Annotated in this window: 12 protein-coding genes, 1 tRNA gene and 1 pseudogene; 11 read left to right on the top strand and 3 right to left on the bottom strand. The window is 73.2% G+C overall.

The genetic code is table 11. The features are described from left to right. From B7P34_RS22345 to B7P34_RS22335, 3 genes are all read left to right on the top strand, one after another. The coding region (locus B7P34_RS22345; RefSeq protein ID WP_286157504.1) for a biotin/lipoyl-containing protein at nt 1-488 on the top strand (488 nt) is incomplete at its 5' end. Then, nucleotides 485-1,423 (top strand): hydroxymethylglutaryl-CoA lyase, encoded by a 939-nt coding sequence (locus B7P34_RS22340; RefSeq protein ID WP_106679138.1) that lies wholly within the window; start codon nt 485-487, stop codon nt 1,421-1,423. The genes B7P34_RS22345 and B7P34_RS22340, both read left to right, overlap by 4 nt. A 3-nt stretch (nt 1,424-1,426) precedes the next feature. After that, nucleotides 1,427-2,593, top strand: coding sequence for an acyl-CoA dehydrogenase family protein (locus B7P34_RS22335; RefSeq protein WP_223268111.1), 1,167 nt, complete (start codon nt 1,427-1,429; stop codon nt 2,591-2,593). A 169-nt stretch (nt 2,594-2,762) separates the two neighbouring features. On the opposite strand, the gene B7P34_RS22330 is transcribed toward B7P34_RS22335, so the two are convergent. Beyond that, nucleotides 2,763-4,403 (bottom strand): beta-N-acetylhexosaminidase, encoded by a 1,641-nt coding sequence (locus B7P34_RS22330; RefSeq protein ID WP_106679136.1) that lies wholly within the window; start codon nt 4,401-4,403, stop codon nt 2,763-2,765. 164 nt (nt 4,404-4,567) lie between these two features. Between B7P34_RS22330 and B7P34_RS22325 the strand changes: the two genes are divergently transcribed. From B7P34_RS22325 to glmS, 3 genes are all read left to right on the top strand, one after another. Then, nucleotides 4,568-5,479, top strand: coding sequence for a DUF4429 domain-containing protein (locus B7P34_RS22325; protein ID WP_106679134.1), 912 nt, complete (start codon nt 4,568-4,570; stop codon nt 5,477-5,479). Nucleotides 5,480-5,591: 112 nt separating this feature from the next. Beyond that, nucleotides 5,592-5,852, top strand: coding sequence for a hypothetical protein (locus B7P34_RS22320; RefSeq protein WP_223268110.1), 261 nt, complete (start codon nt 5,592-5,594; stop codon nt 5,850-5,852). Between the two features lie 76 nt (nt 5,853-5,928). Further along, nucleotides 5,929-7,749 carry a glutamine--fructose-6-phosphate transaminase (isomerizing) gene (gene glmS / locus B7P34_RS22315; protein ID WP_106679132.1) on the top strand — a complete coding sequence of 607 codons (1,821 nt, stop codon included), beginning with the start codon at nt 5,929-5,931 and terminating at the stop codon, nt 7,747-7,749. Between the two features lie 320 nt (nt 7,750-8,069). Here the strand turns inward: glmS and B7P34_RS22310 are convergent, their stop codons facing one another. Next, on the bottom strand, nt 8,070-8,591 hold the full coding sequence (locus B7P34_RS22310) for a universal stress protein (RefSeq protein WP_106679130.1): 522 nt from the start codon (nt 8,589-8,591) through the stop codon (nt 8,070-8,072). Nucleotides 8,592-8,970: 379 nt separating this feature from the next. Here B7P34_RS22310 and B7P34_RS22305 point away from each other — a divergent pair, with 379 nt between their 5' ends. The 4 genes and pseudogenes from B7P34_RS22305 to B7P34_RS22290 all read left to right on the top strand — a co-directional run bounded on the left by B7P34_RS22305 (nt 8,971) and on the right by B7P34_RS22290 (nt 11,892). Further along, the gene (locus tag B7P34_RS22305; RefSeq protein ID WP_106679128.1) at nt 8,971-9,303 is read left to right on the top strand and encodes a hypothetical protein; all 333 of its coding nucleotides are present in this window, start codon (nt 8,971-8,973) and stop codon (nt 9,301-9,303) included. Nucleotides 9,304-9,727: 424 nt separating this feature from the next. After that, nucleotides 9,728-10,735: pseudogene (locus B7P34_RS22300) on the top strand (helix-turn-helix domain-containing protein); the annotation flags it as partial. 371 nt (nt 10,736-11,106) lie between these two features. Next, nucleotides 11,107-11,712: an oligoribonuclease gene (gene orn, locus B7P34_RS22295; RefSeq protein WP_106679124.1), complete on the top strand. Its 606-nt coding sequence runs from the start codon at nt 11,107-11,109 to the stop codon at nt 11,710-11,712. 107 nt (nt 11,713-11,819) lie between these two features. Continuing rightward, a tRNA-His gene (locus B7P34_RS22290) sits at nt 11,820-11,892 on the top strand. A gap of 90 nt (nt 11,893-11,982) precedes the next feature. On the opposite strand, the gene B7P34_RS22285 is transcribed toward B7P34_RS22290, so the two are convergent. Next, complete coding sequence (locus tag B7P34_RS22285; protein WP_106679122.1) at nt 11,983-13,314, bottom strand: transcriptional regulator; 1,332 nt, start codon at nt 13,312-13,314, stop codon at nt 11,983-11,985. A gap of 221 nt (nt 13,315-13,535) precedes the next feature. Here B7P34_RS22285 and B7P34_RS22280 point away from each other — a divergent pair, with 221 nt between their 5' ends. After that, nucleotides 13,536-13,982: a hypothetical protein gene (locus tag B7P34_RS22280; protein ID WP_223268109.1), complete on the top strand. Its 447-nt coding sequence runs from the start codon at nt 13,536-13,538 to the stop codon at nt 13,980-13,982. Nucleotides 13,983-14,002 lie beyond the last annotated feature (20 nt).

The following is a 14,002-nucleotide window of genomic DNA, read 5'->3' as shown; positions in this document are numbered from 1 at the left end:
TGGCATCGTCCGGCGCCGCGCCCGCGGCCGTCTCCTCCGGTGAGCCCCGCAGCGCGCGGCTGCTCACCGTGCCCGCGGGCCGGGCCGCAGCCGGCGGGACCGTCACGCTCGAACTCCACGGCGTCACCCACGCCTTCACCGCCGCCCCCGGCCCGGAGGGCGTGTGGCTCGGGCGGGACGGCGACGCCTGGCACCTGCGCGGCCACGACCCCGTCGAAGGCGCGGCCGGCGGTGCCGGAGCCGCCGGAGCGGACACCCTCACCGCCCCCATGCCCGGCACCGTCACCGTCGTCAAGGCGGGCGTGGGCGACTTCGTCAGCGCCGGGCAGAGCCTCCTCGTCGTGGAGGCCATGAAGATGGAGCACGTCATCTCCGCCCCGCACGACGGCACCGTCACCGAGCTGGACGTGACGCCCGGCGCCACCGTCGCCATGGACCAGGTCCTGGCCGTCGTCACCCCCGCCGCCGGCCCCGCGGAGGAATCATGATCAGCGGACTGCCCATGGCCGTGCCCGAGCCCGGCCTCCCCGCCCGCGTCCGGATCCACGAAGTGGGCCCGCGCGACGGCCTGCAGAACGAGAAGGCGATCGTCCCGGCCGAGGTGAAGGCGGAGTTCATCCGCCGCCTCGCCGCGGCCGGCCTCGGCACGGTCGAGGCCACGAGCTTCGTGCACCCCAAGTGGGTGCCGCAGCTCGCGGACGCCGAGCAGCTGCTGCCCCTGCTGGACGGCGTGCCCGCCCGGCTGCCCGTCCTCGTGCCCAACGCCCGCGGCCTGGAGCGCGCCCGCGCCCTCGGCGCCCGCGAGGTCGCCGTCTTCGGCAGCGCCACGGAGTCCTTCGCCAAGGCCAACCTCAACCGGACGGTCGACGAGTCGCTGGAGATGTTCGCGCCGGTCGTGGCCGGGGCGCGCGAGGCGGGCCTCGCGGTCCGCGGCTATCTGTCCATGTGCTTCGGCGACCCCTGGGAGGGCGCCGTCCCCCTGGAGCAGGTCGTCCGGGTCGCCCGCCGCCTGCTGGACCTCGGCTGCGACGAGCTGAGCCTCGGCGACACCATCGGCGTGGCCACGCCCGGCCACGTCACCGCCCTGCTGACCGCCCTGAACGAGGCGGGCGTGGAGACCGGCCGGCTCGCCGTCCACTTCCACGACACCTACGGCCAGGCCCTGGCCAACACCCTGGCCGCCCTGCGGCACGGCGTCACCACCGTCGACGCCTCCGCCGGCGGCCTCGGCGGCTGCCCGTACGCGAAGAGCGCCACGGGCAATCTCGCCACCGAAGACCTTGTCTGGATGCTCGACGGCCTCGGTATCGACACCGGGGTCGACCTCGGCCGGCTCACCGCCACGAGCGTGTGGATGGCCGAGCAACTGGGGCGGCCCAGCCCCTCCCGTACCGTCCGCGCCCTCTCCCATCAGGAGCCCTGAGCCATGCCGCTGGACCACCGCCTCACCCCCGAGCACGAGGAACTCCGCCGCACGGTGGAGGAGTTCGCACACGACGTGGTCGCCCCCAAGATCGGCGACTTCTACGAGCGCCACGAGTTCCCGTACGAGATCGTGCGGGAGATGGGCCGCATGGGGCTGTTCGGGCTGCCGTTCCCCGAGGAGTACGGCGGCATGGGCGGCGACTACCTGGCCCTCGGCCTGGCCCTGGAGGAGCTCGCCCGGGTCGACTCCTCGGTCGCCATCACCCTGGAGGCCGGCGTCTCGCTGGGCGCCATGCCGATCTTCCGCTTCGGCACCGAGGAGCAGAAGCGCACCTGGCTGCCGAAGATGTGCTCCGGCGAGATCCTGGGCGCCTTCGGCCTCACCGAGCCCGAGTGCGGCTCGGACGCGGGCGGCACGCGCACCACGGCCCGGCTGGACGAGGCCACCGGCGAGTGGGTGATCAACGGCACCAAGTGCTTCATCACCAACTCCGGCACGGACATCACCGGCCTGGTCACCGTCACCGCGGTGACCGGCCGCACGCCCGAGGGCAAGCCGCTGATCTCCTCGATCATCGTCCCCTCCGGCACGCCCGGCTTCACCGTCGCCGCCCCCTACTCCAAGGTCGGCTGGAACGCCTCCGACACCCGCGAGCTGTCCTTCTCCGACGTCCGCGTCCCGAAGGCCAACCTGGTGGGCGAGGAGGGGCGCGGCTACGCCCAGTTCCTGCGGATACTGGACGAGGGCCGGATCGCGATCTCGGCGCTGGCCACGGGGCTGGCACAGGGCTGCGTCGACGAGTCGGTGAAGTACGCCAAGGAGCGGCAGGCGTTCGGCCGGCCGATCGGCGCGAACCAGGCCATCCAGTTCAAGCTGGCCGACATGGAGATGCGGGCGCACACCGCGCGGCTCGCCTGGCGCGACGCGGCGTCCCGGCTGGTGCACGGCGAGCCGTTCAAGAAGGAGGCCGCCCTGGCCAAGCTGTACTCGTCGGAGATCGCGGTCACCAACGCCCGCGAGGCCACGCAGATCCACGGCGGCTACGGCTTCATGAACGAGTACCCGGTGGCCCGGATGTGGCGCGACTCCAAGATCCTGGAGATCGGCGAGGGCACGAGCGAGGTACAGCGGATGCTGATCGCCCGCGAACTGGGGTTCGCGGGCTAGGCCCGCCCCCACGCGCGGGTGGCTGCCCGGTCCACCCCGGGCAGGGGCCGGTGAAGGGTGCGGACGCGCACCCTTCATTCCGCCGCAGCGGCGATCAGCCCCCACCGGAGGTGACCGGCGGTGCCGAACCACCCCGGCCGGGGCCGCACCGCGGGGCCCCGTGACCCGGTCACGAACCGAGCCACGGCACCTGGGGCGAGCGGTAGTACGCGATGCCCATCGCGTCCCACCGCGGCCCCTGCGCCGCCAGCCGCACCCGGTAGGACTCCCAGTCGTGCGTCGCCCGCGGGGACCAGCCGAGTTCGGCGATGCCCGCCAGCCGTGGGAACGCCATGTACTCCAGTTGCGCGCTCGTGGTGATCGTCTCCGTCCACAGCGGCGCCTCGACGCCCGCCACGGCCGGGGCGGGCGCGTCCGGCAGATAGCCGCCGGGGTCCCAGTCGTAGGACTGCCGCACCTCGACGAGGCCCGCCCACTGCAGGCCCAGCGGCGTGTCCTTGGTGTATTTCATGTCCAGGTACGCCCGGTCCGCGGGCGAGAGGATCAGCTTCGCGCCCGCCCGCGCCGCGGCGGCGACCCGGGCCCGCTCGGCGGCCCCGGTCCGGCCGTAGCCCCAGTACTGCAGGAGCGCGCCGGGCGCCGGACGGGCCCCCGCGAGCTGGTGCCAGCCGATGACGGTCTTGCCGTGCCGGGCGACGACGGGCTGCACCCGGTCCATGAAGGCCGCGTAGTCGGCCGCGCTGGTCGAGTGCGCCTCGTCGCCGCCGATGTGCAGGTAGGGGCCGGGGGTGAGCGCCGCGAGCTCGCCGATGACGTCCTCGGCGAACGCGTACGTGTCCTCCTTCGCCACGCACAGCGAGCTGAAGCCGACCTCCGTGCCCGTGTAGAGGGGACGCGCGACGCCGTCGCAGTTCAGCCGGGCGTACGAGGCGAGGGCCGCGTTGGTGTGCCCGGGCATGTCGATCTCGGGCACCACGGTGAGGTACCGGCTCGCGGCGTGGCGGACGATCTCGCGGTAGTCGTCCTTGCTGTAGGAGCCGCCCGGCCCGCCGCCCACCTGCGTGCTGCCGCCGTACGCGGCCAGCCGGGGCCACGCGCCGACGGCGATGCGCCACCCCTGGTCGTCGGAGAGGTGCAGGTGGAGGGCGTTGTACTTGTAGAGGGCGAGCTGGTCGACGTACCGCTTCACCTGGTCGACGGTGAAGAAGTGCCGGGCGACGTCGAGCATCGCGCCGCGGTAGCCGTAGCGCGGCGCGTCGGTGACGACGCCGCCCGCCACGGTCCAGGGCCCGGGCTGCCGGAAGGTGCTCCCGGCGCGGGCGGGCAGCAGCTGCCGGAGGGTCTGGACGCCGTGGAAGAGCCCGGCGCCCTCCCGCGCGGAGATGGTCACGGAGCGGGCGGTGACGGACAGCCGGTACCCCTCGGCGGCCTGCCCGGCCCCCTCCCCGGTGTCTTCACCGAGCACCAGCCGGATCCCCGGCCCGTCCGCCCCCGAGTCCACGACGGGCAGCCGGTAGCCCGTGGAGGGGCGCAGCAGCCCGGCCAGATAGCCGCCGATCCGTGCGGCCTCGCGGTTGCCGGGCGCCACCCGTACGACGGTGCGGGCGGTGATCTCGTACGGTTTCCCGCCAGGCCGCACGGACGCGGGGGCGGGCACCACGTGGCCGAGCGGGGCGGGGCCGGGGTCCGCGGCCGCGGACGCCGCCGGGCCGGCCGTTCCGGCGGCGGCGAGCAGCAGGGCGGCGCCGGTGAGGGCCAGGCGTCCCGGTCCGGAGCTCGTGCGTCTCGGTCCGAAGCTCGTGCGTCTCAAGAGGAAGTCCCTTCGGCGTACCGCTCACGGGAATTCACGCGTACGAACGACCACTTGGGTATCGCCGGCCCCGGCTCGCGTCAAGGTCCGCGGTGCACGTCCCGGGGTCCGCGCGCGCCCCGGTCCGCGCCCTTCCGAGCGTATGTGCCTGAGAGAATCCCCTCATGGCTGAGATCCTCCAGAAGGACGGTACGTGGACCTTCGACGGCGAAACGATACGGATCGTCCCGGGCAGCGAACGCGGCGTGCACGTGTTGCGCCGGACCCTCGGTGAGCTGGCCGTTCCGCTGACGGCCGTGGCGGGGATCGCCCACGAGCCGGGCCGCAGGAGCGGGCGCCTGCGGCTGCGGCTGCGCGACGGGGCCGACCCCCTGCTGCAGGTGGCGCGGGGCCGGCTGCCGGACGCCGCCGACCCGTACCAGCTGACGGTCGACCCCGATCGCGCGGGCGTCGCGGAGTACTTCGTGGACGAGGTGCGCAACGCCCTCCTCCTGGACCAGGTGCCGGCCGGGCCCTCGGACCGCTACCTCCTGCCCGGCCCGACGGTGCCGCTGTCGGCCGCCGCCGGCGACGGCACGGTGACCTTCGACGGCGAGTGCATCCGCCTGGAGTGGAACTGGACGACCGAGGAGGGCAAGAAGTCCGCAGGACCGCAGTCCCTCGCCCTGGCGGACGTCCGCTCGGTGGAGTGGATGCCCTCGAAGGGCCTGGAGAACGGCTACCTCCGCTTCACCGTCCGCCGTGAGCCGACCAAGGCCCCGCCCAAGCACGACCCCCACGCGATCGACCTCTTCGGCTTCAAGAAGGACCCGCTGATGGCGGTGGTGGCCGCCGCGGTCGTGGCCCGGCTGCCGCACCCCTCCGGCGCCGGGGCGCACGGCGCGCCGACGTCGCTCGCCAAGGCCCCGGAGGCCGCCGCGCTCCCCGCCGGGCCCGCCGCGGGCGCCCCCGCAGAGGGCCCCGATCACGACGCCCTGCTGCGCCGGCTGCGGGAGCTCGGCGAGCTGCACCGCGCCGGAATCCTGACCGAGGACGAGTTCACGGCGGCGAAAGCGGCCGTATTGAAGCGTTTCTAGTTGATTCGCACCCTGATTCCACCCTCGCTCCCTCCACTCCTGCCCGATTTCGGGCAGGATTCTTGCGAATGTCTCCGACAGCCCTCAGTATCGACGGGTGCTCGAACGCCGTATGAATCATGACGACCTGGTGGATCACCTGGTGCGCAGCACGCCGCTTCAGCGCGGCGAGGCCGCCCGGGTGGTCCTGGACGTCCTGGCGTACTTCGACGAGACGACCGAGAGCTTCGTCCGCCGCCGCCACCGCGAGCTGCAGTCCGGCGGACTGCGCAACGCGGAGATCTTCGAGCGGATCTCGGCGGAGCTGCCGCACCGTGCGGTGGCCCCGCCGGAGCTCTCGCTGCGGCAGCTGCGCCGCATCGTCTACGGCTGAGGCAGCACGGGCCGGCGCCGCTACCGCCGCCCACTGCCGGGCACCACTGATCGTTTCTCTGGGAGGGTCACCACTTATGTGCGGAATCGTCGGATACATCGGTAAGCGCGACGTCGCGCCGCTGCTCCTGGAGGGGCTGCAGCGCCTGGAGTACCGCGGCTACGACTCCGCGGGCATCGCGCTGCACGCCGGCGGCAAGACCGGTGGCCTGAAGTCCGCCAAGGCCAAGGGCCGTGTGCGCGAGCTGGAGTCCCGCCTCCCCAAGCGCTTCAACGGCACCACCGGCATCGCCCACACCCGCTGGGCCACCCACGGCGCGCCGAACGACGTCAACGCCCACCCGCACCTGGACGCCGACGAGAAGGTCGCCGTCGTCCACAACGGCATCATCGACAACGCCGCCGACCTGCGCACCCGGCTGACGGCCGAGGGCTTCGTCTTCGTCTCCGACACCGACACCGAGGTCCTGGCGCACCTGATCGCCCGCTCCGAGGCCGGCACGCTGGAGGAGAAGGTCCGCGAGGCGGTGGGGCACATCGAGGGCACGTACGGCATCGCCGTCCTGCACGCCGACTTCCCGGACCGCATCGTCGTCGCCCGCAACGGCTCCCCCGTGGTGCTGGGCATAGGCGAGAAGGAGATGTTCGTCTCCTCCGACGTCGCCGCCCTGGTCTCGCACACCCGCCAGGTCGTCACCCTCGACGACGGCGAGATGGCCACCCTGCGCGCCGACGACTACCGCACGTACACCACCGAGGGCTCCTCCACCTCGGCCCAGCCGACCACCGTCGAGTGGGAGGCCGAGTCGTACGACATGGGCGGCCACGACACGTACATGCACAAGGAGATCCACGAGCAGGCCGACGCCGTGGACCGCGCCCTGCGCGGCCGCATCGACGACCGCTTCTCCACCGTGCACCTGGGCGGCCTGAACCTGGACGCCCGTGACGCCCGCGCCGTGCGCCGCGTCAAGATCCTCGGCTGCGGCACCTCGTACCACGCCGGCCAGATCGGCGCCCAGATGATCGAGGAGCTGGCCCGCATCCCCGCGGACGCCGAGCCGGCCTCCGAGTTCCGCTACCGCAACCCGGTCGTGGACCCCGACACCCTCTACATCGCCGTCTCCCAGTCCGGTGAGACCTACGACGTGCTCGCCGCCGTCCAGGAGCTCAAGCGCAAGGGCGCCCGCGTCCTGGGCCTGGTGAACGTGGTCGGCTCCGCGATCGCCCGCGAGACCGACGGCGGCATCTACGTGCACGCCGGCCCCGAGGTCTGCGTCGTCTCCACCAAGTGCTTCACCAACATGGTGGTCTCCTTCGGCCTGCTCGCCCTGCACCTCGGCCGCACCCGCGACCTGTCCGTCGCCGACGGCAAGCGGATCATCGAGGGCCTGCGCAAGCTGCCCGGCCAGATCGAGGAGATCCTGGCGAACGAGGCGCAGATCGAGGAGCTGGCCAAGGAGTACGCCGAGGCCAAGTCGATGATGTTCATCGGCCGCGTCCGGGGCTACCCGGTGGCCCGCGAGGCCTCGCTGAAGCTCAAGGAGGTCTCGTACATCCACGCCGAGGCCTACCCGGCCTCCGAGCTCAAGCACGGTCCGCTGGCCCTGATCGAGCCGGCGATGCCGACCGTCGCGATCGTCCCGGACGACGAGCTGCTGGAGAAGAACCGCGCCGCGCTGGAGGAGATCAAGGCCCGCAGCGGCCGCATCCTCGCCGTCGCGCACCAGGTGCAGGAGAAGGCCGACCACACGATCGTCGTGCCGAAGAACGAGGACGAGCTGGACGCCATCCTGATGGGCATCCCGCTGCAGCTCTTCGCCTACTACACGGCCAAGGCCATGGGCCGCGACATCGACAAGCCGCGCAACCTGGCGAAGTCCGTCACCGTCGAGTAGTCACCCCTCGCGCCCGGGCGGCGGCCCGGGCCCCGCGCTCTCGTACCTGTCCGCACCTGTCCGCGACAGGTCCGAGAGGAACGGCCTTCCCGCACGTGCCACCACGCGCGCGGGAAGGCCGCTTTCCCATGCGCCGGCGTTCGCCCTCGCGCCGGCGGGGATGCCGCCGCTTCCGGGAACCGTCACCTCCCGTACGGCAGCACGCCATCGGGCGGTTCCTACCCTCCGGCGCGGCGCGATCCACCCCCTACGCGCGGGTAGATTCACGGGCCGTCAAGTCCGGGGCAGGAGTCATCACCCCTGCAGGGTGAGGAAAGCGGCTACGGAATAACGACGACGGGGCGCTGGGCCCGCCGGGCCAGCCGGCCCGCCACCGAGCCGAAGATCCGGCCGACCAGGCCGTGCGTCGAGCCGACGACGATCGCATCGGCCGCGTACTCCCGGCCGACCTCCTCCAGTTCGTGGCAGATGTCGCCGCCGCGCTCGACGAGGATCCACGGGACCTCCGACAGATAGTCCGCGCAGGCCAGTTCCAGGCCCAGGACCTCGGTGCGGTGGTCGGGGACGTCCACGAAGACGGGGGGCTCGCAGCCCGCCCAGACGGTGGTCGGCAGCCGGTTGGCCACGTGCACGATGATCAGCCCGGAGCCGGAGCGCCGGGCCATCCCGATTGCATACGCAAGCGCTCGCTCGCTGGACGTGGAGCCGTCGAAGCCCACCACGACGCCGTGCTGGAACGCCGGATCGCAGGAATGGCGTGTTTCTTCCGCCGCGTCGGGGTGCGCCGCGTGATCGGCGACCCGCTTGCGGTCCGCAGGTTCGGAGAATTCGTGACCGGCCATCGGTATCTCGGCGAAGGGTGTCCTCGGGCGGAGGGAGATCGGCGGTTGCTCCCCCGGGGTCGGATCTTGGAGGCAAAATCCGTCCGGGATTCATCTTTTCAATCACTTACCCACCAGGGTACGGCGACACTCGCCGCCTGCCCAGGGGCCGACCGGCGGCTCGGAGCCAGGGGTCGCACGGGCGTGGCACGCGGTGCCCGCCCGGACCGCCGGTGGGTCGTAAGGCGGGCGGGCGTTCCCCGGAGCATGCACGAGGGCGGCGCGTAGCGCAATGCCCCGGCCGCGCTCCGGGCGTACTCCCGATGCGCTCGGCGCAGTGACCGAGGGCCCGGGCCGGACGTTGTACCACCGCCAGCCCGCCGCCCCCAGGGAGCGATCCGTGCCCGGAACCCGTGACCACGCCCGCGCCGACGCCCCGCCGCAGGACTCCCCCGATCCGGTGAGCGACGTGGTCCGCTGGGCGGCCTTCAGCTGCGTGCTCGTCCCCGTGACCCTGCTGATCTGCGGCCAGTCCTTCGGCGGCGCCGCGGGCACGGCGGCCGGGCTCGTCGCCCTCACCTGTACCTGCCGCGCCCTGCTGCGGCAGGCGGAGCGCAGTGCGGCGAGGGCTCTTGCGGAGCAGGCGCTCCCGCACCGCGGGCGGCACGGCAGGACGGGCGCGGGGGCGCACCGCGGAGGGCGTCACCCCGGGGGCGCGGCGCCGGTCGACTGACCGCCGCGGGTGCCGCGAAACGGCGGCTCAGCGAGGGACAGCCGAGGGCTGTTTGACACTTTCGCACACCTGGACCCACCACTTTTCAGCCAACTTCAGTCCGAACCCCATACCTTGGCTTGAGACGCCCCTAACAGCCGGTCGACCAGCAAGGAAAGGACCGCGGAGGGCGGTTGCACCCTACGGGGATTGGGCATGGGCGAGAGGCGTACTTTTCACCGAGGCCTGCAAGTGCAACGCTTCGTGATCGAACGCTTCGCGCCAAGTTGCCATGTCGACTTAGAGCCGAGTGGTGAACTGGTCACTGCGTCTCCATTCGACGCAGTAGATTCGATCTTGGCCATGACCGGCGGGGGAACCGTTCAGGACCGAGGGGAAACGTGCAGGACCGAGAGGACTCGACCGCCGAGGGGGGCTTAGCGCCATGAGCCAGGACTCCACGACCGTACCGGAGACCACGCGCAAGCTCTCCGGACGCCGCCGCCGGGAGATCGTCGCAGTGCTGCTATTCAGCGGCGGCCCCATCTTCGAAAGCTCCATTCCGCTCTCCGTGTTCGGCATCGACCGACAGGACGCCGGAGTCCCCCGCTACCGCTTGCTGGTGTGCGCGGGCGAAGATGTGCCATTGCGAACAACCGGCGGCCTGGAATTGACCGCACCGTACGGCCTGGAGGCGCTCTCCCGGGCCGGCACCGTCGTCGTACCGGCCTGGCGGTCGATCACCCAGCCGCCGCCCACCGCCGCACTCGACGCGCTGCGCCGCGCCCACGAGGAGGGCGCCCGCATCGTCGGGCTGTGCACCGGGGCCTTCGTACTGGCCGCGGCGGGACTGCTCGACGGCAGGCCCGCCACCACCCACTGGATGTACGCGCCCACGCTCGCCAAGCGCTATCCGTCGGTCCACGTGGACCCGCGGGAGCTCTTCGTCGACGACGGCGACGTACTGACCTCCGCGGGCACCGCGGCAGGCATCGACCTGTGCCTGCACATAGTCCGCACCGACCACGGAGCCGACGCGGCCGGGGCGCTGGCCCGCCGGCTCGTCGTCCCGCCGCGCCGCAGCGGCGGGCAGGAGCGCTACCTCGACAGGTCTTTACCGGAGGAGATCGGCGCCGACCCGCTCGCCGAGGTCGTCGCCTGGGCGCTGGAGCACCTCCACGAGCAGTTCGACGTGGAGACGCTCGCCGCCCGTGCGTACATGTCCCGCCGGACCTTCGACCGGCGGTTCCGCTCGCTCACCGGGAGCGCGCCCCTGCAGTGGCTGATCACCCAGCGGGTGCTCCAGGCACAGCGGCTGCTGGAGACCTCCGACTATTCGGTGGACGAGGTCGCCGGCCGCTGCGGGTTCCGCTCCCCGGTGGCGCTGCGCGGGCACTTCCGCCGGCAGCTGGGGTCCTCCCCCGCCGCCTACCGGGCCGCGTACCGCGCGCGCAGGCCCCAGAGCGGCTCGGCCGACCGCCCCGAGCGGGCCGAGCGCGAGGGGCGTACGGAGCGGGAGCGGCCGGACCGGTTCGACCGGCCGGAGCTCGGCGAGCAGCGGACCGGGGAGCCGTCGGTGATGGCGCTCCGGCGGGCGGCCATGGCCCCGGCCCACGCCGCCTCCGGCGCGGGCGGGGTGCTTGGCGGTCCGCCGCCGGCGCACGGCGGGCACCCGGGCCACGGTCCGCACGGCTCCCACCCGGGCGTACCGGGCGGGCATAGCGGTGGATATGGGGTGAATGCCGCGGAACCGGGCAAGCCGGATTCGGACCTCTACACCCCACGCCTGCCCGGCCAGCGGGAACGCCCCGTAGGGTGAGGAGCATGAACGATCGCATGGTGTGGATCGACTGCGAGATGACCGGGCTCTCGCTGTCGGACGACGCGCTCATCGAGGTGGCCGCCCTGGTGACCGACTCGGAGCTGAACATCCTCGGCGACGGCGTGGACATCGTCGTCCGCCCGCCCGCCGAGGCCCTCGTCACCATGCCCGAGGTGGTGCGCCAGATGCACACGGCTTCCGGGCTGCTCGCGGAGCTGGACAAGGGCACCACCCTGGAGGACGCCGAGCAGCAGGTCCTCGCCTACGTCCGCGAGCACGTCCCGGAGCCGGGCAAGGCCCCGCTGTGCGGGAACTCGGTCGGCACCGACCGCGGTTTCCTCGCGCGGGACATGCCCGCCCTGGAGTCCCACCTGCACTACCGGATCGTCGACGTGTCGTCGGTGAAGGAGCTGTCCCGCCGCTGGTATCCGCGGGCCTATTTCTCCAGCCCGAAGAAGAGCGGCAACCACCGCGCGCTCGCCGACATCCGGGAATCGATCGCCGAGCTCCGCTACTACCGCGAGGCGATCTTCGTCCCGCAGCCCGGTCCGGACTCGGACACGGCGAAGGCCATCGCGGCCAAACACGTCCTGCCTGCTCAGGGATAGTGACGTAGCTCGCTCCCGGCTCGGCGAAAGCTGGGAGCGAGCACCCCCGAAGACCGTGTAAGCTTTTTCTCGGCCGGTGGGAAACACACCACAAGTCACCGGTCATGGTGGGTATAGCTCAGCTGGTAGAGCACCTGGTTGTGGTCCAGGATGTCGCGGGTTCGAGTCCCGTTACTCACCCTGGCGAAGGGCCCCGGTCCGCGGAAGCGGACCGGGGCCCTTGTCGTTCTTGCGGCCCCCTCGGGCTGCCCCGGGGTAGGCCGTCCGGCGTCAGTCCGCGGCGTGTCGCTCCAGACGCCGCTCCAGGAAGGACGCCACCGCCGGCTCCCCGCCGTACCGGCCGCCGAGCAGCCGGGCCGTGCCGGCGAGCATCGACCGGATCCGCGCCGAGCGGACCTCGGCCAGCAGGTCCAGCGCGCGCTCCCCGGCGGCCGCCGCCTCGTCCGGCGCGCCGGCCCGGGCCAGGTCGCCCGCGAGCTGCGCGGTGAAGAGGGCGATGTTGCGGGCGAAGTGAGCGTCCTGGAGGTCGACGGCGCGCTGCGCGTGGATGGCCGCCCGCCGCCAGTCGCCGAGCGCCGACCGGCACTGCGCCTCCAGCCCCTCCAGTTCGGCCTCGCCGAAGAAGCTCATCCACTCGGGGTCCGCGCCGCACGGGCCGCGGCCGAAGAGCGTGCGCGCCCGCAGCAGGGCGGCCTCGCAGGCGGTCCGGTCCCCGAGCCCGGCCCAGCCGCCCGCCTCCCGCAGGGCCAGCAGGGACAGCAGCCGCGCCGAGGACAGCGCCCTGGCCGCGCCCTGGGCGGCCTGCGCCGCGCGCACCGCCTCCCGCGGGCGGCCGGCATCGCGCGCGAGGAAGGCGGTGTTGCAGAAGGCGTGGGCCTCCAGGGCCGCGTCCCCGGCGACCCGGGCCGTGGCGAGCGCCTCGGCGTAGTGCGAGCGGGCGTCGGCGAAGCGGCCCGAGTCGTGGGCCAGCCAGCCCACGGAGAGCGAGAGTTCGCCCGCGCCCGACTGCAGCCGGTCGGCGACGGACTGGCGGCGGGTGCCGGCGTCGAGGAGCTCGTAGGCGAGCCGCAGCGGCCGCGTGGCGCGGCGGTAGAGGCCGTCGGCGCCGTGCCGGTCGTCCAGCAGCCGGATGCGGCGGACGGCCTGCTCGACGGCGGACGCCTCGGCGTCGCCGGCGCGGCGCGGGACGCGCACCGCGGAGGCGGCCGGGGCGGCGGCTCCCAGGGAGGCCGCGGCCACCGCGGCCGCCGTACTGCCGGTCATGAACGCGCGCCGCAACACGTCGCTCTCCTTGGGCTGGTCGGTGCAATCGGAGGGGGCGCTCCCCTTGCTGCGCGCCCCCCGCCCGCGGACCACCTCGCGCGGGACGAAGCCCATGTCCTCCGGTTCGCAGCCGGGGAACATGTGCCGGAACACCCGCTCGTAGGCGTAGTTGGGGCAGCGGATCTCCCCGGACTCGACGCGGCCGATGTAGCGCGCGTCGCACGAGACCTGCTCGCCGATCTCGCGGGCCGCCCGCCGAACGGCCGCCGCGAACTCGGCCGCCGAACGGGCGCCCCGCAGCTGCCGGAACGCCATGTTCGGCGCGTGGGGCGACACCATGGGCGCGACCGTACCGGTAATCGGTGACCCCTACCCCCCGTTCGGCCCTTCATTTCGCTACAAACCGGATATCCCACCCGTGATCCGCCATGAAGTGCCATCCTTTGTGACGGCATGCGCCCGTTGCCGTTGACGCCCTTCGCGCGTTGAACCCTTCGAGCACGCTCGACGCGGAGCGTAGTGGCACGGCGGAGGAGGGGTTTCCCTTGGTGGAGGCCGGAGTGGACAGCAGCAGCTCGCGGACGACGGCCCTGCACCAGCCGCGTCAGGACCGCAGCCCTTCCCCCTGCGCGCCCCGGGCGGCGGGCCTCGCCCCCGACGCCGGTGCGTGCGACCTGGTCACCGTCCCCGCCCGGCAGGGCCTGGAGGCGGTCGACATCCTCCGGCTGCGCGACGGCGTCGGCCCCGTCCTGCACGACGACGAGTGCGACACCCTCGGCTTCCTGGTGCCCCCCGGCACCGCCGACGCCTGGGACGTGCCGGGCAGCGCCTGCACCCAGACCCTCGGCCGGGGGGTCCGCGCGGTCGCGGACGGGCCGCTCCTCACCGGCGCCGGCTGGCTCGTCGCCCCGGAGGCCGCCTTCTCCTCCGCCACGGACCCGGCGGTCCTGCGCGACGCCCTCGGCGAGGCCGCCCGGACGATCGCGGCGGTCGACCGCTGCCGCTAGCCGGCCCGCCCCCTGGGCGA

It is taken from the genome of Streptosporangium nondiastaticum, from assembly GCF_003011965.1.
Classification (GTDB): Bacteria; Actinomycetota; Actinomycetes; order Streptomycetales; family Streptomycetaceae; genus Streptomyces; species Streptomyces nondiastaticus.
This window is presented reverse-complemented; position numbering and strand designations above follow the sequence as displayed.